Source organism: Marinobacterium sedimentorum, assembly GCF_024267675.1.
GTDB classification, from domain to species: Bacteria; Pseudomonadota; Gammaproteobacteria; order Pseudomonadales; family Balneatricaceae; genus Marinobacterium_A; species Marinobacterium_A sedimentorum.
This window is the reverse complement of record NZ_JALDYX010000006.1, coordinates 133593-154733: the sequence shown is the minus strand read 5'-3', so window position 1 is coordinate 154733 and position 21141 is coordinate 133593. Positions and strand designations below refer to the sequence as shown.

18 protein-coding genes are annotated in these 21141 nt (G+C 60.4%); 11 read left to right on the top strand and 7 right to left on the bottom strand.

Annotation, left to right across the window (positions count from 1 at the left end; all coding sequences use genetic code 11):
- Nucleotides 1-106 precede the first annotated feature (106 nt).
- The gene (locus tag MRS74_RS24330; RefSeq protein ID WP_438362322.1) at nt 107-619 is read right to left on the bottom strand and encodes a DUF6444 domain-containing protein; all 513 of its coding nucleotides are present in this window, start codon (nt 617-619) and stop codon (nt 107-109) included.
- A 250-nt stretch (nt 620-869) separates the two neighbouring features.
- Here MRS74_RS24330 and MRS74_RS08090 point away from each other — a divergent pair, with 250 nt between their 5' ends.
- Nucleotides 870-1664, top strand: a complete 795-nt coding sequence (locus tag MRS74_RS08090) for a PRC-barrel domain-containing protein (RefSeq protein ID WP_254579771.1) — start codon at nt 870-872, stop codon at nt 1662-1664.
- A 118-nt stretch (nt 1665-1782) separates the two neighbouring features.
- On the opposite strand, the gene MRS74_RS08085 is transcribed toward MRS74_RS08090, so the two are convergent.
- The gene (locus MRS74_RS08085) at nt 1783-5211 is read right to left on the bottom strand and encodes an adenylate/guanylate cyclase domain-containing protein (protein WP_254579770.1); all 3429 of its coding nucleotides are present in this window, start codon (nt 5209-5211) and stop codon (nt 1783-1785) included.
- Nucleotides 5212-5611: 400 nt separating this feature from the next.
- Here MRS74_RS08085 and MRS74_RS08080 point away from each other — a divergent pair, with 400 nt between their 5' ends.
- Nucleotides 5612-6550 (top strand): LysR family transcriptional regulator, encoded by a 939-nt coding sequence (locus MRS74_RS08080; protein ID WP_254579769.1) that lies wholly within the window; start codon nt 5612-5614, stop codon nt 6548-6550.
- Nucleotides 6551-6615: 65 nt separating this feature from the next.
- On the opposite strand, the gene MRS74_RS08075 is transcribed toward MRS74_RS08080, so the two are convergent.
- The 4 genes from MRS74_RS08075 to MRS74_RS08060 all read right to left on the bottom strand — a co-directional run bounded on the left by MRS74_RS08075 (nt 6616) and on the right by MRS74_RS08060 (nt 10224).
- A complete protein-coding gene (locus MRS74_RS08075; protein ID WP_254579768.1) occupies nt 6616-8094 on the bottom strand; it encodes a purine-cytosine permease family protein in 1479 nt (492 codons plus the stop codon).
- Nucleotides 8095-8096: 2 nt separating this feature from the next.
- Nucleotides 8097-8309, bottom strand: a complete 213-nt coding sequence (locus MRS74_RS08070) for a hypothetical protein (protein WP_254579767.1) — start codon at nt 8307-8309, stop codon at nt 8097-8099.
- Nucleotides 8310-8500: 191 nt separating this feature from the next.
- Nucleotides 8501-9505, bottom strand: a complete 1005-nt coding sequence (locus MRS74_RS08065) for a sugar phosphate isomerase/epimerase family protein (RefSeq protein ID WP_254579766.1) — start codon at nt 9503-9505, stop codon at nt 8501-8503.
- Entirely contained in the window at nt 9502-10224 is a 723-nt protein-coding gene (locus MRS74_RS08060) for a GntR family transcriptional regulator (protein WP_254579765.1), read from the bottom strand. The genes MRS74_RS08065 and MRS74_RS08060 overlap by 4 nt, the downstream gene beginning before the upstream one ends.
- Nucleotides 10225-10423: 199 nt before the next feature.
- On the opposite strand from MRS74_RS08060, the gene MRS74_RS08055 reads away from it, so the two are divergent.
- The 9 genes from MRS74_RS08055 (at nt 10424) to MRS74_RS08015 (ending at nt 20233) form a co-directional block, all read left to right on the top strand.
- Nucleotides 10424-11971: an ABC transporter substrate-binding protein gene (locus MRS74_RS08055; protein ID WP_254579764.1), complete on the top strand. Its 1548-nt coding sequence runs from the start codon at nt 10424-10426 to the stop codon at nt 11969-11971.
- A gap of 70 nt (nt 11972-12041) precedes the next feature.
- Nucleotides 12042-13034, top strand: a complete 993-nt coding sequence (locus MRS74_RS08050) for an ABC transporter ATP-binding protein (RefSeq protein WP_254579763.1) — start codon at nt 12042-12044, stop codon at nt 13032-13034.
- Nucleotides 13031-14053, top strand: a complete 1023-nt coding sequence (locus tag MRS74_RS08045; RefSeq protein WP_254579762.1) for an ABC transporter ATP-binding protein — start codon at nt 13031-13033, stop codon at nt 14051-14053. Before MRS74_RS08050 ends, MRS74_RS08045 begins: the two co-directional genes overlap by 4 nt.
- Nucleotides 14053-14985 carry an ABC transporter permease gene (locus MRS74_RS08040; RefSeq protein WP_254579761.1) on the top strand — a complete coding sequence of 311 codons (933 nt, stop codon included), beginning with the start codon at nt 14053-14055 and terminating at the stop codon, nt 14983-14985. Before MRS74_RS08045 ends, MRS74_RS08040 begins: the two co-directional genes overlap by 1 nt.
- A 1-nt stretch (nt 14986) precedes the next feature.
- Nucleotides 14987-15853 (top strand): ABC transporter permease, encoded by an 867-nt coding sequence (locus MRS74_RS08035; RefSeq protein WP_254579760.1) that lies wholly within the window; start codon nt 14987-14989, stop codon nt 15851-15853.
- A gap of 50 nt (nt 15854-15903) precedes the next feature.
- Entirely contained in the window at nt 15904-16710 is an 807-nt protein-coding gene (hisN, locus tag MRS74_RS08030; RefSeq protein ID WP_254579759.1) for a histidinol-phosphatase, read from the top strand.
- Nucleotides 16711-16820: 110 nt separating this feature from the next.
- Nucleotides 16821-17480, top strand: coding sequence for a DUF47 domain-containing protein (locus tag MRS74_RS08025; RefSeq protein WP_254579758.1), 660 nt, complete (start codon nt 16821-16823; stop codon nt 17478-17480).
- Nucleotides 17481-17491: 11 nt separating this feature from the next.
- Nucleotides 17492-18967, top strand: coding sequence for an inorganic phosphate transporter (locus MRS74_RS08020; RefSeq protein WP_254579757.1), 1476 nt, complete (start codon nt 17492-17494; stop codon nt 18965-18967).
- A 45-nt stretch (nt 18968-19012) separates the two neighbouring features.
- Nucleotides 19013-20233 (top strand): extracellular solute-binding protein, encoded by a 1221-nt coding sequence (locus tag MRS74_RS08015; RefSeq protein WP_254579756.1) that lies wholly within the window; start codon nt 19013-19015, stop codon nt 20231-20233.
- A 39-nt stretch (nt 20234-20272) separates the two neighbouring features.
- Here the strand turns inward: MRS74_RS08015 and MRS74_RS08010 are convergent, their stop codons facing one another.
- Entirely contained in the window at nt 20273-20995 is a 723-nt protein-coding gene (locus MRS74_RS08010; protein ID WP_254579755.1) for a GntR family transcriptional regulator, read from the bottom strand.
- Nucleotides 20996-21141 lie beyond the last annotated feature (146 nt).

Below are 21141 nucleotides of genomic sequence, written 5' to 3'. Positions count from 1 at the left end.
TTCCGGGGACAGTATACCTATTTCTAAGGTCATCAATGTCCGTTCTGTGCCGTGAACCGATATCAACCCACTCCGCCCCCACCACCCCAAACCCCGATAACAAGGCTCACCCCGCCCCGTCCAATTTTGCCAGCAAGGCGTTGGCGGTGCTGCCAAAGGCCGTTTCGTCGTCTTGCGGCGCTGCGCTGCAAATGGCCTTCAGCAGCTCCCGCGCCAACGCCGGCCGGGTCTGTAGCAGCCGTGCGCCCTGCCCGCGTGCCAGCTCGATCGCTTTCAGAAAACAGTCTTCGGGCGTTCCGGGCACGCGGGCATCCGGCGCCGCCGGCACGGCCAGCAGGCAGTCGCCCCTGAGACGGTAGAGTTCCGCCTCGTAAAAGCCCTCCTGCGTGTGCTGCGCCAGTTGCAGCGCTTCATCGAGTACCGGCAGCGCCTCCCCGGGCTGCCCGCCCGGTTTGCGCTCGCCCTTGCTGCGGATCTTCTTAGGTCGGTTCGGATCCTGGGAGGGCGGCTTGCTGCTGTTGGCACTGTTGGTGTTGAGCCGGCCGGTCATATCACCCAATTGCTCTTTCACTTTCCCGCTCGCCTGTTTCCAGTTGCCTTCGAAACGACCCCAATTCATCTCGGCCTCCAGTTGCTCTCCATTGTTTTAGCACGATCTTCCTCGTCCAGGCTCCAGTCTGTACGCCAACGTACAGAGCAGCTTGGCTGCCGAGGCTATGATGGCCCTGGTACTGGATCGCTGGCGGCAATCGTCTACGGTGCTCGCAAGACGTTTGCGCCGTTAGTCGTGGCGTTGCAGCAATTCATCACGCTCTATTTTTCAATTCGTCGAATGCTCGTTGTTCGACATGTGCAAAGGAGAAGAATATATGTTGCGCAGCATGAAGGATCTGGAGGACTACGCCATCCGCGCGACCGATGGCATCATTGGCCACGTGAAAGATTTCTATTTCGATGACGAAGCGTGGGTTATTCGCTATCTCGTAGTTGACACCGGCAGTTGGCTTTCGAGTCGAAAGGTGTTGATTTCGCCTATCGCGATTGGCCACCCGAACTGGACGGAGAAAATACTGCCTGTCTCGATCACGAAAGAGCAGGTGCAGAACAGCCCCGGCATCGACACCGAGAAGCCGGTCTCGCGACAGCACGAAATACAGTATCTCGGGTATTACGGCTACCCGTATTATTGGGGCGGTGCCGGGCTCTGGGGCGGGGCAATGTATCCAAGCATGATGATGCCAGACTACCCCAGCTATACTCCGGCACCGCATGCTGTAGATGCCCAAACGCAGGAAGCTGACGCAGCGCGGCACCAGGATGGCGATCTACACCTGCGCAGTTGTAAAGGGGTGACGGACTATCACATTCAGGCGACCGATGGTGACATCGGTCATGTACAGGGCCTGCTCGTCGACGAGGAGACCTGGGCCATTCGATACTTCATTGTGGACACCAGCAACTGGTGGTTCGGTCACCAAGTGCTGATCGCGCCGCAATGGATCCAGGACGTGAGCTGGCCCGACGCCAAGGTCTCGGTCAATCTCACCCGGCAGGCGGTGAAAGACGCGCCTGCCTACGACTCAGCGGCGCAACTGGATCGCAAGCAGGAATCGGATATCTACGAACACTACAGCCGTCCCGGCTATTGGGAGAACGGGGAGTAGCGTGAAGCATCGGAATTCCGGGGACAGTATACCAATTTCTAAGGTCATCAATGTCCGCTCTGTGCCGTAACCGATATCGACCGACGCTGCCCGCATGCGTCCATACCGATAACAAGGTTCACCCCGCCCCGTCCAGTTGAGCCAGCAAGGCTCTGGCGGTGCTGCCAAAGGCCGTGTCGCTGTCTTGCGGCGCAGCGCTGCAGATGGCCTGCAGCAGCTCCCGCGCCTCCTCCGGCCGGGTCTGTTGTAACCGCAATTGGGCCAGGGACAGCATTCCCCGCCACTCCAGCAGCCGTGCGCCCTGCCCGCGTGCCAGCTCGATCGCTTTCAGAAAACAGTCTTCGGGCGTTCCGGGCACGCGGGCATCCGGCGCCGCCGGCACAGCCAGCAGGCAGTCGCCCCTGAGACGGTAGAGTTCCGCCTCGTAAAAGCCCTCCTGCGTGTGCTGCGCCAGTTGCAGCGCTTCATCGAGTACCGGCATCGCCTCCCCGGGTTTGCCAGCCCTGACCAGGGCATCGGCCAGCAGCCCGAGGAAATGGGTCACGAACATTTCCGCCCCCATCGCCCGGTATGCCGCCAGCCCCTGGCGGAGCTGCCCGATCCCCTCGTCGCAGTCCCCCTCTGCCGCCAGCGCCCAGCCACGCAGAATGCGGGCATTGGCCAGGCAGGACTGGAACCCCTGTTCGGTCGACAGCTCGACAGCGGCCTGGGCATGTACCCGAACCATCGGCGCCTGCTGCTGCAGCTGTTCGAACTGAGCGGCCATCAGCAGCGCAAACGCCAGGCTGTTGGGATGGGACAATTGCTGAGCCAGAGCGAGGGATTCATCGTTCCTGGCCCGGGCTTCGACCGATGCCCCCATCAGGGTCAGCGTGAGGGCCAGGTAGGTGAGACAGAGCACGCCCGGGTCCAGACCATAGAGAAAGGCATGGCCACCATGCAGCTGCGGATCATAGATCGCCAGGCCCTGCTCCAGCTCGTCCACTGCTGGCACCAGATCGCCCAGCTGGAAAAACACCGCGGCCAGGGCACCACGGGCTTCCAGCAGGAAGTCCGTATCCTGCGCCTGCGTCGCCAGACTGAGCAGCTGCTCGGCGATCTCCCGCCCCGGTTGCAGCTCACCGCGCACGATATAGTACGCATCCAGCCCCAGCAGTGCGACGAACCCCGCCGGCACATCCCCGCATTGTCGGGACAGCACCAGCGCCCGACTGTAGGTGGACTCGACCTCGCAGGCGGCATAGCCCCTGAGCGCCATCCAGGCCGGGCCCAGCGCCAGCTGCAGCCCCAGCTCCTGACGTTGCCGTTCAGGCGTATCGGGCAGACGCCCAATCAGTTCCAGGGCCGCGCCCAGATGATCGACCGCCTCGCTGTTGGCGCAGCGGTGCAGCGCCTGTTCGCCGGCACACTGCAGGTACTCCACCGCTTTCGGAACGTTGCCACTGTGGCTGTAGTGATGGGCCAGTTCGTTGCAATGGTCTTCGATATGATCCTGGAACAGCGCTTCAATCGCCTGCGCACTGCGCTCGTGCAGCATATTGCGCCGCTCTGTCAGCAATGAGCTGTAGGCCACCTCCTGGGTCAGGCCATGCTTGAAGCTGTATTCCACTTCCGGAAAAGCCGGCCGCTCGTAGAGGAACTCTCCGGTCTGCAAACGGGACAACAGCCGCCGCAGCTCGCTTTCGGGCCGGTCCACAACCTGCAGTACCAGGCTCCAGGGGAATTCCTTGCCGATCACCGCCAGCGTCTGCAGCAGCTCTTTTTCATCCGCGGCCAGGCGGTCGATACGGGCACTCAGCACGCCCTGCACCGTGGTTGGAATATGCAAGGCTTCAGGCGCCTGTACGAGGCGATAATAGCCGGGTTCGCCGAGCAGCCCGCCCTCTTCGACCAGGGTCTGCACCACTTCTTCGAGGAAGAACGGGTTGCCTTCGGTCTGCGCCATGATGAGCGGCTTGATGGCAGCCAGCGTCGGGTCATCGCCCAGCAGGGAGCAGAGCAGCTCTTCGGCTTCGGCCTGCCCCAGGGGATCCAGCCTCAACTGGGTGTAATAGCTGCGACCTCCCCAGTCGTGCTGGTACTCGGGGCGATAATTGACCAGCAACAGCAGCCGGGTACTGGCGATGCCGTCGATCAGGTGATCCAGAAAGAGGCCGGTTTCGCTGTCCAGCCATTGCAGGTCCTCGAAGATAACCACCAGTGGCTGGTTCAGGCTCTCGCGCATCAAAAGCTGCCTGATCGCCTCGAAGGTGCGCTGACGCCGCAGCTGCGAATCCATCTGCGCCAGCGAAGCCCTGGCTTCGGCCACGCCCAGCAAATAAAACAGATAGGGCAGGCTGTCTTCCAGCCGGCGATCCAGCGTCAGCACCTTGCCGGTCACTTTCTCGCGGCGAAGACGTTCGTCATCCTGGGGGCCGATCTGCAGATACGCCTTGAGCAGCTCGATCAGCGGCAGATAGGCAAAGGCCTTGCCGTGGGAGACCGAAAAGGTTTCCAGTACCAGGCAGTCCTGCTGCGCGCGGGGCCGGAACTCGTAGAACAGGCGTGATTTGCCCACGCCCGGTTCCCCCACGACCCCGACCACCTGGCCACGGGAGTCCTGAATTCGCGACAGCGCCCCGCAGAGCTGCGCGAGTTCCGGCTGGCGCCCGACAAAAGGCGCCAGGCCGCGGCGGGCGGCGATCTGCAGCCGGGTGCGCAGGGGGCCGCTGCCCAGTACTTCGTACACATTGAGCGGTTCGGCAACACCCTTGACCGGGATAGCCCCCAGCGCCTTGAACTCGAAATAGCCTTCGGCAAGGCGGTGGGTTGCTTCGCTGACGACAATGGAGCCCGGTGTCGCCAGCCCCTCCATGCGCGAAGCCAGGTGAATGGATTGCCCCACCGGCTCATAGTCGGCACGCAGATCATCGGTGCGTATCGAGCGCACCACTACCTCCCCGGTATGGATGCCGACACGGATCTGCAGCGGTATCTCCTGTTCCAGACGCACGCGGTCGGCATAGCGGTGCATCGCTTCCTGCATGCGCAAGGCGGCATAGAGGGCCCGCTGCGGGTGATCCTCGTGCGCGATGGGCGCGCCGAACAGCGCCAGAATGCCATCGCCCAGGGATTTGGCGACATAGCCCTCGTAGTGATGCACCGCCTCCATCATCAGCGCCAGTATCGGATCGATCAGGTTTCGCACCTGTTCCGGATCGAGGTTCTGGATCAGCCCGGTGGAACCGGCCATGTCGGCGAAGAGCGCGGTGACGATCTTGCGTTCACCGCCGCTGCCGCCCCGCGTGCGCTGTGCCGCCTGCTCGGCCAGGATGCGTTCGGCCAGATGCCGAGGTGTGTAGTGAATTGGCGCCAGGCTATTCGCGGACGCGACCACACCGGCGCCAGCGCCAGTCTGTGCCAGCCCTGCGCCGCACTCATCGCAGAACTTGGCCGTCGGCCTCAGTGTATGGCCGCAGCTGGGGCAACTACGCGCCAGGGCGCCACCGCACTGATTGCAGAACCTGGCTCCCCTGGGATTTTCGAACCCGCAGCCGGCACAGCGCATGGGGCCCCTCGAATTGGTTTGCAGCCCATAAAGTCCACAGTGCCCTTGTCGCTGCCGGCAAGGGGTGCGGCCGTTGTTAACCTGGCAGACAAATAGGTTCCCTGCCTATTTCTCCGTCACGCCAGAAAAACAGGCGCACGTGCGCGGACATGCTGGTTTTACTGGCGTTCGCATTGCCCTGCGGCCAATGATGAAGCATCCCTGCTTCATTTATCAGCCCGCCGGGCTAATAACAGCATAGCCCGCCCATCCCGGGGCATCTTTGTATCGCGCCTGCATCGACGGTACGCAGATGCACTGTCAGATGCCACAACCGACGCCAGTCAGGCCGGGGTGGCTGAACATTTAACATTGAGCAATAATGCCGTATTGACAGTTACTTTGATAAGAGCAGAAGCATATGACCGCCCGCCATCACAGCCTGCCGAACCTTGCCGACTTCGATCTGCGCCTGCTGCGTGTGTTCCACGCCGTGGTACACAACAAGGGCTTTGCCGCCGCCCAGGACGAACTGGGGGTCTCGCAGTCCACCATCAGTATCCAGATAGGCCAGCTGGAGGAGCGCCTCGGTATGCGCCTGTGCGAACGGGGCCGCAAGGGCTTTCACCTGACCGAAGAGGGTCAGATCGTGTTCGATGCCTCGATGAATCTGTTTCGTGCGGTGGAGAACTTTCGTGGCATGGTGGGCAATACACGGGGCCAGCTGATTGGTGAGCTGCACTTTGGCATCGTCGATGCCATTGCCAGCAACCAGGAGATCAAGCTGCACCGGGGCATCGGCGACTTTGCCCGCCTGGCGCCGGAGGTAAAACTGCACATCAATGTGTCCTCACCCCAGGAGCTGCTGCAGGGCCTGATGGAAGAGCACTACCACGCCATCCTCTCGCCGATGTCGCGGCTGCACAGTTCGATTCGCTTTGTTCCCACCTACCTGGAACAGCAAAGGCTCTATTGCGGTAACGGCCACCCATTACATGAACTGCCGGTGGCAGATATTAACGTTGAAATGATCAGCCAGTACGCCTATGCCGGTCGTTCCTATATGCGCGACTGGCAACCGCCCCAGGCGCTGGAGTTCAGGCATCAGGCCACCGCCTCCCATATGGAAAGCATCGCCCTGATGATTTTGTCCGGCGCCTTTCTGGGCTACCTGCCGTCCCACTACGCGGCCCAGTGGGTGGATGCGGGGCAGATGCGCCCCCTGATGGAAGATACGCTGTCGTACCACGAGCAGTTCTACCTGGCTTATCGCAAAAGCGAACGCAATCGCGCCGCCCAGGCCTTCGCCCGCTGCATACGCCAGCAGATGGAAACCGTTCTGGACGCGCCCCAGGGATAACGGAAAAGGGTGGCCAAGCGTCTGCAAGACGCTTGGCCACCCTAGGGTCAACGACAACACTGTTCTTAATCGGCCCTCACCGCCGGTTGCATGTTGGCAGGCTCATTCGTTACAGCAGCCCGCTTGGGATAATCACCCCAGCCGGTGCGGGCAACGAAAAACCGCGTAAGGACTATATGCACCACGCCAGCCAGTGCACAGGAGGGCAGTGAGGCGGAGATAAAGGCAAAGATGCCTGCGCTGTCCAGCGTCTGGGGATTGAAGATCCACACATAGATCGCGAATCCCGCCACCAGCGCCAGCAGGGCCGCGGGGTTAAAGCCGTGCCAGTAACGAAACGCCGACTGCGCATTGGATGCAAAGACGTGGCGCAGGCTGACCCGCTGACGCCGCAGGATAAAGTAATCCGCAATGCCGATGCCGGCCAGGGCGCTGTTCAGGGCTGAGGTCCATACCAGGAAGATAAAGAAGCCGTCATAGATACCGGGCACAGTGAAAACGATAATCACAGGCGCAATACAGAACAGCACCACCAGCAGCTCCCAGCGAATATGCCGCAGACTCTCCCCCACCACCTGCCGCAGACCCACGATAGAGGTATAGAGAATGTTCGCCATGCTGGTGACATTGGCAAAGGCGACAAAGCACAGCGCCACAATGCCGAAGGCAAAGCCGCCGATCTGCGTCATCCAGACCGTCGGATCACTGTCACCGAATTTGGCGGCCGCCAGCAGCCCGACCACTTCACCCAGTACAGCGGCACCGAAGACGCCGACAATATTGGGCCAGAAAGCCGTGCGCTCGTTCTTGCTAAGGCGCGCCAGGTTGCCGATATAGGGCCACCAGGAAAAACCGGCCGCCATATTCACTTCCACCGCGATCATGAAGTTCAGCTGCTTGTCTTCAAAGGGTTCATCCAGCGCCGGCAGTGCCATCAGCTCGGCCATGCTGCTGTTGCTGAAGATCAGGTACAGCATCACCCCCATGATGACCACCAGGGTGGGCGCGATGATGGTGTTGAACACCTTGATCGAGGTCGGGCCCCTGGCAACGATAAAGGCGGTCAGGCCTATGGCGAAGAAGGCGGCCAGATACACCAGCAGGCCCTGGGGCTCCGCCGCCCGGTCGGTGACAAGCCCGGCCAGGCTGTCTATCGAGCGCCCGAACATCAGCCCCAGTACCGCCAGCCAGCCCATGGTCAGAAAAACCACCGCCAGCAGATACACCAGCCGGCTGCCGTTGCGGCCAAACATGCTGCGCAGGAAGGTAAATTGCTCGGTACCGTACTTGCCGCTGGCCACGCAGGTGGACAGCGCCATGATCAGCACGCCGAGGATGTTACCAATGACGATGGCGGCAATGCCCGCCTTGACGCCGACGAAGAGCGCCGTGGCGCCACCGATAAGGAAGGCCCAGGTGGCGATGGCCAGGGCCGAGTTGGCGTAGGTGAATTCCCAGAAGCCCCACATCCGTTCTGCGGGAAGAAGGGGTGCGTCGCCGCGCTCGGCGGCCAGTCTCAGATCCGTTTTTGTCGTCGAGGACATGCTCAGTACCCCCACAGATAGAAGGTGACAACGAGGCCAAAGGTCAGCAGGAAGATAGCGGTATATTCGCCGGAGCCCAGGGCTCCGTCCATATCACCGCGGGCATCCAGCTCTTCGTAAAGACGTATGCGCCGCTCGAGATCCTGAGCCTGTTCGGACAGTTGCCCGCCTCCGGCCGGGGAACACACAAAGCGGTCGCTGCTGTTCTTTTCCATTGATGACTCCTGGTTTTTATAGTTATCGAAGAGGAGCCCTTAAACCCCTCATGCATGCAGTATGGAAAGCGGGGTTAGGTTGAACAATATCGCGGTATCAATACTTACTTTAATCAAAATACAAGTAAACCGTGTTATTCAAAGTACTGTAACAGTGTGCGCCCGTTGCTCTGTTCCGACCACTCCCGTAATTACAGCCAGTGTCGAGCATGCAGTTGAAGCTGCCCCAGCAATCCCCGCACCTGATCCAGCTGATCCTGCGCATCCTGTAACTCCCGCACCAGCAGCGCGTCCAGATCGGCATTCGCCGCCAGTTCAGTTTCGCTGACACCACGGTACGGTATCCAGGGATCCGGCGCCTCATCAGCAAAGCGCAACGGCGGTGCATAGTAGGCAACTTCTTCCTCCAGGCCGTAGGCCAGCACCTGGGGCTGCTCATCACCCAGCAGCAGCAGCTCTAGCAGCAACCGCGCCATGGGCAACTGACCTTCCCCACTACGGCAGGCCCGATGACCCCAGCCACCCCGCTCACTGACCACCTGCGCATCCTTGATGTGCACATCGCTGATATGAGGCGCCATTTGCTTGAGGGCATCCAGCGGATGCTCACAGGCGTTGAGCATATTGGCGAAGTCAAACAGCAGTTTCAGATTGGGGTTGCCGACAGCCTCGACAATACGTACCAGCTCCTCACCCTTGAGGTCTTCATGCTGCTCCAGCGTGAAACGGAACTGGCCCTGGGGATCCAGGGTGCTGAGCACAGTTAGGTCCCGAACGGTCCAGGCAATGATCTCGGAGACCCGGCCGGCATAGCGGGGATAACAGCGTATTGAGGTCGCTGCCAGCAGGCGGCCTATACGCACCGCCTCACCCAGCTCCGCGGTATCAGTGGAGCTGACCTCCAGATGAACCTCCAGTCCCCACTGCTGTGCCAGCGCCTTCAATGCCACAAGACGGGCATCATCGCAGTGCCTCAGGCTCAAGCTTTCACCGTCATCCAGATGAATCTTGATGCCCTTTAAACGATGCTGATGCGCAAACTGCAGCAGCGCTTCAACCCCCATCCGGTTGCAACGAAAGTTCAGATGGAAGGCATAAGCATGGGCATAGAGCGGAATCCGGTTGCTGCGCTCAATCAGACGCCGTGCCTGCTCGGCCGACAGATCAGGTAGGGTGACGCTCTCTGTGTACTTCATCTGATAGCCTCCGGTGAAAGATGCAGCTCCAGCCCCTCGAAGCGCCAGAATTCGCGGTCGATCTGCAGAATCTGTCCCTTCTCGTCCGTTTTGACCCGCTTGATATAGAGTCCCGGGGCCCCGCTGGTGCAACCGAGCAATTGTTGCGCGCTCCCCTCCAGGCGAACCGGCCGCACCATCAGGTGCGCCAGTTTCGGTCTGATATCAAACTCCTGCTCCCAGACCTCGGTAAAGGATCGACCGTCCAGCCTGGCCGGATAAACCGGGGCCGCGACACAGTTAATCAGGACATCATGCACAAAAAGCCGATGCCCGTTGAGAGCCCCCCAACCGAACACCCGGAACAGCGGGTCCCCCCTATCGATACCGAAATCAGCGGCCTGTTCGACGTCCGCCGCGATCATCTGCTGCTCCAGATCCTGCCAGCTGGCGTCGCCCTGCTCGCAGCCCGCACGCTTGAAGCTGACATGGCTCAGAGGGTCATACACATAGCGCGGTTGAGCAACAAACCAGCCCCGGCGGTCAAGGCGAAAGATCGCTCCCTCGTTTTCCAGCGCCAGCAGCGCCTGGCGCAGCGACATCCGCTTCACACCCAGGCTTGCACAAAGCTCGCGTTCGGGCGGCAGTTTTTCACCGGCCTGCCAGCACCGTTCCTTCAGTGCCTGCTGCAATGCCTGACGAGCACTGCCGGCTGACGTCGTCGTCACCTTAGTTTCCATGCCCTGATTTCCTCATCATTCACACGAATGAAACACTATTGGTTTAAACCATACTAACCGAAAGATGGTTTAAACCACAAAACTTTCTGGTTTAAACCAAAAACTGGTGATATGGTTTAAACCAATCAAGCGTATCGCGGTCATCCTGCGGTACCGGATTGGCGACCTGCTACCACAATAACAACTGGAGAAGTGAACAATGATCCCTATCCCCCGCAGGCTCTGTACCCTCCTGATCAGTGCTGTCATCGGTGCCGCCGCAGGCTCAGTGATGGCCGATAGCCGCCCGGACATCACCGTGGCCGTAGCAAAAAACCCGTCCCGCCTCGACCCCATGGCCGAGAACAGCAACGTCAACGCCCGGGTAATGAAAAACGTCCTGGAAACCCTGATCTACACCGACAGCCAGAACAACGGCGCGCTCACACCGGGCCTTGCCGAAAAATGGCAACTCATTGATGACAAAACGCTGGAATTCAGTCTGCGGCAGAATGTGCAGTGCCATAACGGCGAAACATTCGATGCCGAGGATGTCGCCTTCAGTCTTGGGCCTGAGCGCTTTCTGGGTGAGCAGGCGCCGGGTTGGGCCATTGCACAGCCCTACCTCGGCGGTCTCGACCGGGTTGAAGTGGTTAACGCCCATAGGGTACGAATCCATTTCAAGCAGGCAGACCCGTTGCTGGAGCTGCGCTTCGCCAACTGGATGAGCGAAATGGTCTGCAAAGATGCTTTCGAGGCGGCTGGCAGTTGGGAGTCCTGGCTTAAGCAACCCGTGGGGACCGGTCCCTACCGGCTGGCTGAGGTCAAGCATGGCGACTACATCAAGCTTGAAGCCTTCGATCAGTACTGGAGCGATCAGGCCCCGGCGAAAAGTGTGACCTTCAAGGAGGTGCCCGAAATCGCGGCACGCATCGCCGGCCTGAAAACCGGGGAATACCAGATTGTCACGGAACTGACCCCGGATCAGTTCGCGTTACTGCAGGATGATCCCAACACCCAGATTGCCGGCGGTCCGGTGCGGATTATTCGCGTCATTGCATTCGACGAGCAGCATCCGCAACTGAAAAACCCGAAAATGCGCCAGGCCCTCAGTTATGCGATTGATCGGGAGCTGATTGTCGATGCCCTCTATCAGGGCCACGCCAGCGTACCCAACGGCCTGCAGATGAAGGTGTTTGGCAACCTCTATGTCCCCGATCACCAGGGCACCCCCTACGACCCCGATAAAGCCCGCCAACTGCTTAAGGAAGCCGGTTACAAGGGTGAGGAAATCTCCTATCGCTACCTGCAGGACTACTACACCGGTGAGGTCAACACCGCCCAGATCCTGGTCGACATGTGGCGTCAGGTCGGCCTCAACGTCAAGCTGGAGCTGAAAGAGAACTGGGGCCAGATTGAGGACGCCCCCGAAGGCCGCGGTATCTTCAACTGGTCCAACAGCGCCGAGTATCCCGATCCGCTGGGCCAAATCTACCGACTGTACGGCCCCGAAGGCTGGTTCCAGCGCAACAAAACCTATCAGAGCGACGCCTTTAACCAGTGGGGCGAGCAGCTCAAGAGCACCGACAAGGCCAAACGTGTCGAGGCGATGCGCGAGTTGCTGGAGATTTACGAGCGCCAGGATCCGCCCGGCACTTACCTCCATACCCTGCCGATGCTCTACGGCGTGCGGGCAAACCTGCAATGGACCCCGACCGACAACCCCTTCATGGATCTGGGCGCCCGTATGCTGCGGATCCAGGGCTAACGCCAGCGCTGTTGTTCCCGACATAAACCGGGCGGGCTAACCCGCCCCTCTATTGCTGTAAGGAGTTGTGATGCAACCCTTGTTGGAAACCCGAGACCTGCATGTCACTTTCGTTACAGACGAGTGCACTACCCAGGTGGTACGCGGCATCGACCTGACGGTGGGCAGCGGCGAGATTATCGGCCTGGTAGGCGAAAGCGGCAGTGGCAAAAGTGTCACCTGCATGGCCGCCATGGGCCTGCTGGATGATAACGCCCGCCTGAACGGCGAGATCCGCTGGAACGGAAAACCCCTCGACAGCCAGGACGACGCCGCCATGAGCGTAGTGCGCGGCAACGCCCTGGCGATGATCTTTCAGGACCCGATGAGTGCGCTGAACCCGGTGCAAACCATTGGCAAACAGCTGTGTGAAGCCATTCGACTTCACAGCACCACAAGACCCGGACGCAAAGCGCTGAAGCAGCGCGCTATCGACCTGCTCAGGGATGTCGGTGTACCGGCACCAGAGGAGCGCCTTAAGGCCTATCCACACCAGCTTTCGGGTGGGCTGAACCAGCGCATGGTGATCGCCATGATGCTGGCGGGCAACCCCAGTCTGCTGATCGCAGATGAGCCAACTACAGCGCTGGATGTCACAGTCCAGGCGCAGATCATCGATCTGCTGCGCTCTTTGAGAGACGAACGCGGCATGTCGATCATCCTGGTGACCCACGACCTGGGCGTGGTGGCACAGATCTGCGACCGGGTGCTGGTCATGTACTGCGGCCGCGTCGTCGAAAGCGGCACGGCTACAACATTGTTCCGCCATCCCCGACACCCCTATACCCAGGGTCTGCTGGCATCCCTGCCGCGCATCGACAGCAACGACGATGCCCTGACACCGATACCGGGGGTCGTCCCTCAATCCCACGAGCTTGGAGAAGGCTGCGCCTTTGCACCGCGATGTTCACATGCAGCCAGCAGCTGTTACAGCAGCTCGCCGGACCTGCAGAGCAACGACGGCGCACAGCTGTTTAGCTGCTTCTTCCCCCTGCCCGTACACGAAAACCGAGAGCATCGATGATGAACAGCATAGTCACTCCCGAGGCCCCGGCAACGCCTCTGCTCAGGATTCGCAACCTGCACTGTGCATTCAAGAGCAAGGCACGCACAGTCCTGTTTGGACCGCGCTCCCTGATCCATGCCGTCAACGGCGTCAGCTTCGATATTCAGGCCGGCGAAGCCTTTGGTGTGGTCGGCGAAAGCGGCTGCGGCAAATCCACCACCGCAAAACTGGTGCTGAACATGGCCCGGGCCTGCGAGGGTTCAGTGCAATACCGTGGTCAGGAACTGACCGGCCTGTCCGATGCCGCCTGGAAGCCGCTGCGCCGCAAATTGCAGTACGTCTTCCAGGATCCGCTGGGGGCGCTGGACCCTCGCATGAGGGTGCTGGATCAGGTGATAGAGCCGCTGATCATCCACCAGCTGCACGACAGGGCCCAACGGCGCCAGCTGGCAGAAGATCTGCTGCACAGTGTGGGTCTTCAATCCAGCCATCTGGGCAAGTACCCGCACGAGCTCAGCGGCGGTCAGCGCCAGCGCGTCGTACTGGCACGGGCATTGATCCTCAAGCCCGAACTGCTGATCTGCGACGAGCCGATCTCGGCACTGGATGTATCGATACAGGCCCAGATCGTCAACCTGCTGCAACAGCTGCGGCGCGACATGGGACTGACACTACTCTTTATCAGCCATGACCTGTCGATCGTGCGTCATCTGTGCGACCGCGTGGCAGTGATGTACCTCGGTCAGGTGGTGGAGATGGGGCCGGCCCATCAACTCTTTTCCGCCCCCAGGCACCCCTATACCCAGGCACTGATTTCGGCCATCCCCAAAGTGGAGCCGGGCGTCCCCCGCGAGCGTATTAGCCTGGTCGGCGAACCGCCAAGCCCGGCCGACCCGCCGCACGGTTGCCGCTTTCACCCCCGCTGCCGCCAGGCCACTGAGCGCTGTCGCCAGCAGTCACCCGAACTGCTGTCGGATCGCAAGAACCATGCAGTCGCCTGCTTTGAAGCCCGGATCCCGCTCGAGGAAATGGCCTGATGAACATGCTCTATATACTCAAAAAATTCTCCCGGGCACTGCTCACGGTGCTGCTGATCGTGACCACCGTCTTCGTCGTGCTGCGGCTGTCCGGCGACCCCGCGATCTACGTACTGGGGCTGGATGCCGATCCCCGTGCACTGGATGCTTTTCGCCAGCAGTGGGGGCTGAATCTGCCCATTTGGCAGCAGTATCTGCAGTTCCTCGGCAACTGCCTGCAGGGCGATTTCGGCTACTCCTACTTCGAGGAACGCGACGCTATCACCGCGGTACTTGAACGCCTGCCCAAAACCCTGCAGCTGATGGGCATCACCGGGCTCTGCACGCTGCTGATCGGCATCCCGGCGGGCATTTATGCCGCACTGCACCGCAACAGCTGGATCGATCGCCTGACCATGCTGGTGTCCGTGGCGGGCTTCAGCCTGCCGAATTTCGTGCTTGGTATCTTCCTGATTCTGCTGTTTTCGGTGACCTGGCAACTGCTGCCGACCAGCGGCAGCGGCAGCTGGCAGCACCTGGTGATGCCGGTACTGACGATGACCGTGGCGGAAGCGGCCGTTTTCGCACGCTTCACCCGCTCGGCGATGCTGGAGGTGCTGCACCAGCCCTATATGCGTACCGCCAGAGCCAAGGGCCTGCGCTGGCATCAGGCGGTCTGCCGCCATGCACTGCCCAATGCCGCGATACCGCTCATCACCGTGGTGGGGTTCTTTGTTGGCACCCTGGTCGCCGGCGGCGTGGTAACCGAAACCCTCTTTGCCTGGCCGGGCCTCGGGCGGCTGCTGGTCAGTTCGGTGGCCAACCGCGACCTCGCGGTGGTGCAGATCATCGTCATGCTGATCGCCTGCTCCATGGTGCTCACCAACCTGGTGATCGATTTGCTGTATGGCTGGCTCGACCCCCGCGTCGGCAGCCTGAGAACAGGAGACTGAGATGACAACACTGACAGACACAAACGTCTATCCCCGGCGCAGGTTTCGCCTGCCACTGCTGATCTGGCTCTCCGTTGCCTGGCTGGCCCTGATGGTACTGGTTGCGGTCACCGGCGACCTCTGGCTGCCCTACGATTACCAGTCGATCGACCTGCGCGCCCGGCTGGAGCCACCGGTCTGGCTCGCAGACGGCAGCTGGAGCCATCTGCTCGGCACCGATCACCTGGGCCGCGATGTACTGAGCCGGCTGGTTATTTCGGTTCAGGTCAGCCTGCTGGTGGCACTGATCGGCACCCTCATCGGGGCCCTGTTCGGCACCCTGGTCGGACTCTTCGCCGCCCATTTCCGCGGCTGGGTGGATGATCTGGTCATGATCGCCATCGACTACCAGGCATCGATCCCGTTCATGATCCTGGCACTGGCGGTGGTCGCCTTTTTCAGCAACAGCCTGATGCTGTTCATCCTGCTGATGGGCATTTTCGGCTGGGAGCGTTACGCCCGCATTACCCGTGGCCTGGCGCTGTCATCGATCCAGCATGGTTATGCCGTCGCCGTACGCACCCTGGGGGCTTCGCCCTGGCGTATCTATGGCCGCCATATCCTGCCCAATATCGCCAATGCACTGATCGTCAACATGACGCTGAATTTCCCGCAGACCATCATGCTGGAAACCTCGCTGAGCTTCCTGGGCCTGGGCATTCAGCCTCCGATGACCAGCCTCGGCAATATGGTCGGCTTCGGCCGGGACTACCTGCTGACCGCCTGGTGGCTCGCCACCCTGCCCGCCCTGGTGATTTTCCTTACCACCCTGGCGTTCGCGCTTCTCGGCGACTGGGTACGGGACAAACTGGACCCCACCAGCCGCTAAGCAACACGACCCTGATTCATCGAATGACAGAATAACGAGAGTACCGACCCATGACCCAGATGTTGCCCCTTGAACTGGCCCACAAGATGGCCGACCGTGCACGAAGCATCCTCCAGCCCTACTTCCGTACCCGCATCCCCATCCAGGACAAGGCGGACACCAGCCCGGTGACCATCGCTGACCGGGAAACGGAAACGGCGCTGCGGGAGATGTTGCGGATGCACTTCCCGAGCCACAACATCATTGGCGAAGAGCATGAACAGGTGCAGCAGGGCGGGGACTTCACCTGGGTCATAGATCCCATCGACGGCACCAAGAGCTTTATTTCCGGCATGCCGACCTTCGGCACACTCATCAGCCTGCAGCACGCCGACCTGCCAATACTCGGCATGATCGACATCCCGATCTCCGGTGAGCGCTGGGTGGCGCGCCGCGGGCACGGCACCCATTACAACGACCAGCCCTGCCACACCTCCTCGGTCACCGAGCTGGCGGACGCCATCCTCTACTGCACAGAACCGGACCCTTTCAACCCCGCTCAACTGGCCTGCTTCGACCGGCTTGCTCGGCAGGTGAAGCTGCGTCGTTTTGGGGGCGACTGTTACCTGGCAGGCCTGCTGGCAAGCGGTCATATAGACCTGCTGGTTGAGGCTGACCTGAAGATCTACGACGTCATGGCCATGGTCACCGTGATCGAGGAAGCCGGAGGCTGCATCAGCGACTGGCATGGGCAACCGGTGGGCGGCTCTGACTGGGACGGCAGTCTGGTGGCATCCGCCACGGCACAGCTGCACCGCCAGGCGCTGGCCGTGCTGCAAGGCAAACCCTCCCAGGAGCCGCCAGAATCCGGCATTTGACAGCCTCAGCCAGCGGAGCAATAGCACCGGATACGAAGGCTGTTGCGACGGGGCCAGGTTCAGGAACCCGGCCCCGCAACGACACCCCTTGCGCAGGACAAGAGACAATAATGAACTTCAAACTGCCCAGCCTTTTTAGCCGCACCAGCAAGGTCGAACGCAATATCGACGACTTCTTCGACAAGGTCGTCGTTGCCGGCCTGCTGTTCCGACAAGCCATGCAGCTCTATATGCACCAGGGCATCTGCGCCGAGTTCGAGGACAAGATGGCCCGGGTTGAAGCGCTGGAGAGTGAAAGCGATCAACTGCGCCGTGAAATCGAAACCGAGCTCTATGTCCACACCCTGATACCAGACCTGCGCGCCGACGTGATGTCGCTGCTCGAAGATGTCGATGTGCTCATCAACCTGTTCGAAGCCGGCCTGTTCAAGTTTCATATCGAACGCCCGCAGTTCCCGGCAGCCACCCTGCCAGAACTGAGCCGCCTGCTGGAAACCGTGTGTGAGTGCGTCGAACTGCTCATCACCTCCGCCCGGGCCTTCTTCCGTGACATTCAGGCGGTGCGGGACCACAACTGCAAGGTCCAGCTGCTTGAAACCGAAGCGGACAAGCTCAGCACCGCCCTGCTAAGGCGGATTTTCAACTCCGAGCTGGATATAGCGCACAAGGTACACCTGCGCTATTTCGTGGAGCGAATAGACGAGCTCGCCAATACCGCTGAAGACATCAGCGACCGCCTCTCGATCTATGCCATCAAGCGTCGCATCTAGGTTTTTGTAACATGGACCTGAGCTTTGTTTTTTTTATTTCCAGCGGCCTGTTTCTTGGCTGGTCTCTTGGCGCCAACGATGCCGCCAATATCTTCGGCACCGCGGTCGGCTCACGCATGCTGCGCTTCTCGACCGCCGCCCTGATCTGCTCGGTATTCGTGGTACTGGGCGCGGTTATCGATGGCGCCGGCGCCGCCCGCACCCTCGGCTCACTCGGTGGCATCAACCAGATTGCCGGCGCTTTCGCCACCGCCCTTGCGGCTGCGCTATCGGTATTCATGCTGGTGCGCATCGGGCTCACGGCCTCGACAACCCAGGCCATCGTGGGCGCCATCGTCGGCTGGAATTTCTTTACCGATTCGGTCACCGATACCGATACGCTGCTGACAATTCTGGCCACCTGGGTGCTGTGCCCGCTGTTGGCCGGCCTCTTCGCCGTCCTGCTCTCCAAAGCGGTCGAGGTCGGGCTGCGCCGGTTTCAGCCCCACCTGCTGACCCAGGACAGCTGGACGCGCCTGGCGTTAATAGTGACCGGTGCCTTCGGCGCCTATACTCTGGGCGCAAACAACATTGCCAATGTCATGGGCGTGTTTATTGCGGTCTCCCCGTTTCAGGATCTGGATATATCCAGTGTGCGCGTCAGCTCGACCCAGCAGCTTTTTTTGCTGGGGAGCCTGGCCATTGCGGTCGGTGTCTATACCTACTCCAAAGGCGTCATGCTGACGGTCGGCTGCAAGCTGCTACAGGTGTCCCCGGTCTCGGCCTGGATTATCGTCGTGGCCCACTCGCTGGTACTGTTTTTGTTTGCCTCCCAGACCCTGGAGCGACAGCTGATCAACTGGGGATTGCCCTCCATTCCATTGGTCCCCGTCAGCAGCACCCAGGCCATTGTCGGTGCGGTGATCGGCATCGGGCTGCTCAAGGGCGGTCATTCCGTCAACTGGCGCCTGGTAGGGCGCATCGGTTGTGGCTGGGTCGCGACCCCCGTGGTTGCCGCCCTCATCTGCACGCTCTGTCTTTTCGTGCTGCAGAACCTGCTGCATCTGAGTGTTGCCAAGCCACAACGCTATGTGATTTCCGAGGCGGTCATGGATCAGCTCCAGGCCCAGGGCCTCAACACCTCAGTGCTGCAGCCATTACAGGATATTGAATACAGCTCCGCCCAGACGCTGGTCACAAGCGCGGAACGCAGCCTGTCCCTGAGCAATGAAAAACGGCAAACGCTGCTGCACTTCAGCTACCTGGGCGACTTCTTTCTCAACGCCCACAAGATCGGCAACCTCGATCGACAGTGGTTTTCACAGGCTCAGTGGCAGGCCCTCAATGCCATCGCCGGACAACGCTTCGAGTACCGCTGGCAGCTGGAGGAAGCCCTTGCCGTCCAGACTCTTGCCTGGCAACAAAAGCCTGATATTCCCGCTAACAAGTATTTCAATCAGGACCTGCAACAAAAGCTGAGTCATCTCTACCGGATCTTTGAGTCCTGAAACGCTCACGCCGACCCTGGCTGCACACTCAACAAGGTCATCAACATGACGATCGAAAAAAAATCAGCCATCACTGAAGACAACCCAAGCCGCAGTGCTGAAGGCCCAAGCGACGATCCGGGCCCACAGCATCCGCTGTCGCGACGGACATTTCTGAAAGGAATGGCCACGACATCGGTTATTTCCTGCATGGGTGGGCTGGCGCCGGCCATTATCAGCCCTAAAGCACGGGCATCGTCCGGTGAGCTCAACGTCTTGAGCTGGCCCGACTATATCTGGCCCGACATGATTCGATCGTTCGAAGACAAAACCGGCATCAAAGTCCGCCTCCGGACCTATGGCGATAACGACCAGGCGCTGAGCCGACTACGGACAACAGAGGGCAAGGGGTTCGATCTCATCTTCCCCTCCGTCACCAACGCCAGCCATTATTATCCCCTGGGGCTGCTGCAACCCTTGAACGAGAGCCGGCTTGACCTCGACAACCTCGTACCGAGCATGCTGGCGTCATCCCTTGAACTCGGCGCCACCCATCAGGGCAAGCGCTACCTGCTGCCTTTTGCCTGGGGAACGGAAGCCATCACCTTCGACAGTTCGATGCGCAACTACCCTGAGGGGGAACTGTCCTATCTGGATCTCTGGCACCCGGATAATCTTGGGCTCGTCACTCTCAGGCCCAGCTCGGCGCTGATCGCCCTGGGACTGGCGCTGGATTACAACGCAGAATTGCCTTCTGAGCGCATGCATAATGCCTATCGCAGCGAGGAGAAATATCGAGACATTCTGGAAAGGGCCACAGCCTTTGCCATCCGCCGCAAGCAGAATATCCGCGCCTACTGGCACAGCACCCCGGAAATACTGTCCGCCTTTGCGCAGGAATCTTGTGTTATCGGACAGACCTGGGACGGTCCGGGCCTCACCCTGTTCAAGCAGAGCAAAGGGCGCTATCGCTATCAAATGCCCAAGGAAGGCGGACTCGCCTGGCTGGACTCAGTGGGGATTCCATCGGGCGCCGACAACCTGGGACAGGCCTATGCCTTTATCAATCACCTGCTAAAACCCGACGTGGGCGCAATGATGACTAACCAGTCGGGCTACAATTCCTGCGTCGCCGGTGCCGAGGATCACCTGTTGCCCGAGGTAAGGGAAGCCTACAATGCGACCTATTCAAACGCTGCGCTGGAAAACCTCTGGTGGTGGCAGGCCGATCCGCCCTATTGGATAGCGGTAAGGCAGGAATACGTAAAGCGCTTTATGGCCGCCTGAAAGGCCCCTTGCAGCCCCAGGCCGCCGTTCATACCGGTATCAGGTGGCGTCCTTTACCGCAAAATGCAGCTCCAGTGCCTCAAAGCGCCAGAACTCGCGATCAATCTGAATGATGCGCCCCTTGCCGTCACTCTTGGTCCGCTTGATATACAGACCCGGCGCACCATTGGTGCAGCCCAGCAGCTGCTGGGCCCTGCCCTCCAGCCGGATGGGCCGGATCAGCAGATCGGCCAGCATCGGAGTGATATTGAACTCCTGCTCCCACACCTCGGTAAAGGAGCGGCCCTCCAGCTTGTCCGGGTAGTCCGGGGCCAACTGACAGTTGATCAGCACATCATGGACAAAAATGCGGTGGCCATTAAAGGCCCCCCAGCCAAACACCCGCAGCAGCGGAACCCCGATATCAAGAGCGAAATCAGCCGCCTGTGCGGCGTCCGCGACTATGCTCTCCTGTTCCAGATCCTGCCAGCTGGCGTCGCCCTGTTCACGGGCCGCACGCTGAAAGCTGACATGGCCAAGCGGGTCATAGATAAAACGGGGCTGGGCAACAAACCAGCCCTTGCGGTCGATGCGGAAAATCGCCCCCTCGTTCTCCAGCGCCAGCAATGCCTGGCGCAGCGACATGCGCTTGACCCCCAGAGTCTCGCAGAGCTCCCGTTCCGGCGGGAGCTTTTCACCGGCCCGCCACTGCTGCTCCCTGAGCGCCTGATGCAACGCCTGTCGAGCAAGGCTGGCCGATGTTTGCGTCGCCTCAGCTTCCATGATTCCAAGCTCCAAAAACGTTCTCCCAAAGGCAGCAGTTCTTACTGTAATACGTCGGATAACAATGGTTTAAACCTGGCTAGCGTACCAAATTGCCACAACACAGTCTTGCAATGCTGACTCAGGTTAACGAACAGGATTAGGGC

What these genes read in the sequence shown, in the direction of transcription:
- MRS74_RS08020 (WP_254579757.1), top strand. Translation starts at nt 17,492, where the DNA reads ATGGACCTGAGCTTTGTTTTTTTTATTTCCAGCGGCCTGTTTCTTGGC.
- MRS74_RS08045 (WP_254579762.1), top strand. Translation starts at nt 13,031, where the DNA reads ATGATGAACAGCATAGTCACTCCCGAGGCCCCGGCAACGCCTCTGCTC.
- MRS74_RS08015 (WP_254579756.1), top strand. Translation starts at nt 19,013, where the DNA reads ATGACGATCGAAAAAAAATCAGCCATCACTGAAGACAACCCAAGCCGC.
- MRS74_RS08070 (WP_254579767.1), bottom strand. Translation starts at nt 8,309, where the DNA reads ATGGAAAAGAACAGCAGCGACCGCTTTGTGTGTTCCCCGGCCGGAGGC.
- MRS74_RS08065 (WP_254579766.1), bottom strand. Translation starts at nt 9,505, where the DNA reads ATGAAGTACACAGAGAGCGTCACCCTACCTGATCTGTCGGCCGAGCAG.
- MRS74_RS08075 (WP_254579768.1), bottom strand. Translation starts at nt 8,094, where the DNA reads ATGTCCTCGACGACAAAAACGGATCTGAGACTGGCCGCCGAGCGCGGC.
- MRS74_RS08035 (WP_254579760.1), top strand. Translation starts at nt 14,987, where the DNA reads ATGACAACACTGACAGACACAAACGTCTATCCCCGGCGCAGGTTTCGC.
- MRS74_RS08080 (WP_254579769.1), top strand. Translation starts at nt 5,612, where the DNA reads ATGACCGCCCGCCATCACAGCCTGCCGAACCTTGCCGACTTCGATCTG.
- MRS74_RS08040 (WP_254579761.1), top strand. Translation starts at nt 14,053, where the DNA reads ATGAACATGCTCTATATACTCAAAAAATTCTCCCGGGCACTGCTCACG.
- MRS74_RS08055 (WP_254579764.1), top strand. Translation starts at nt 10,424, where the DNA reads ATGATCCCTATCCCCCGCAGGCTCTGTACCCTCCTGATCAGTGCTGTC.
- MRS74_RS08010 (WP_254579755.1), bottom strand. Translation starts at nt 20,995, where the DNA reads ATGGAAGCTGAGGCGACGCAAACATCGGCCAGCCTTGCTCGACAGGCG.
- MRS74_RS08090 (WP_254579771.1), top strand. Translation starts at nt 870, where the DNA reads ATGTTGCGCAGCATGAAGGATCTGGAGGACTACGCCATCCGCGCGACC.
- MRS74_RS08060 (WP_254579765.1), bottom strand. Translation starts at nt 10,224, where the DNA reads ATGGAAACTAAGGTGACGACGACGTCAGCCGGCAGTGCTCGTCAGGCA.
- MRS74_RS08025 (WP_254579758.1), top strand. Translation starts at nt 16,821, where the DNA reads ATGAACTTCAAACTGCCCAGCCTTTTTAGCCGCACCAGCAAGGTCGAA.
- MRS74_RS08085 (WP_254579770.1), bottom strand. Translation starts at nt 5,211, where the DNA reads ATGCGCTGTGCCGGCTGCGGGTTCGAAAATCCCAGGGGAGCCAGGTTC.
- MRS74_RS24330 (WP_438362322.1), bottom strand. Translation starts at nt 619, where the DNA reads ATGAATTGGGGTCGTTTCGAAGGCAACTGGAAACAGGCGAGCGGGAAA.
- hisN (WP_254579759.1), top strand. Translation starts at nt 15,904, where the DNA reads ATGACCCAGATGTTGCCCCTTGAACTGGCCCACAAGATGGCCGACCGT.
- MRS74_RS08050 (WP_254579763.1), top strand. Translation starts at nt 12,042, where the DNA reads ATGCAACCCTTGTTGGAAACCCGAGACCTGCATGTCACTTTCGTTACA.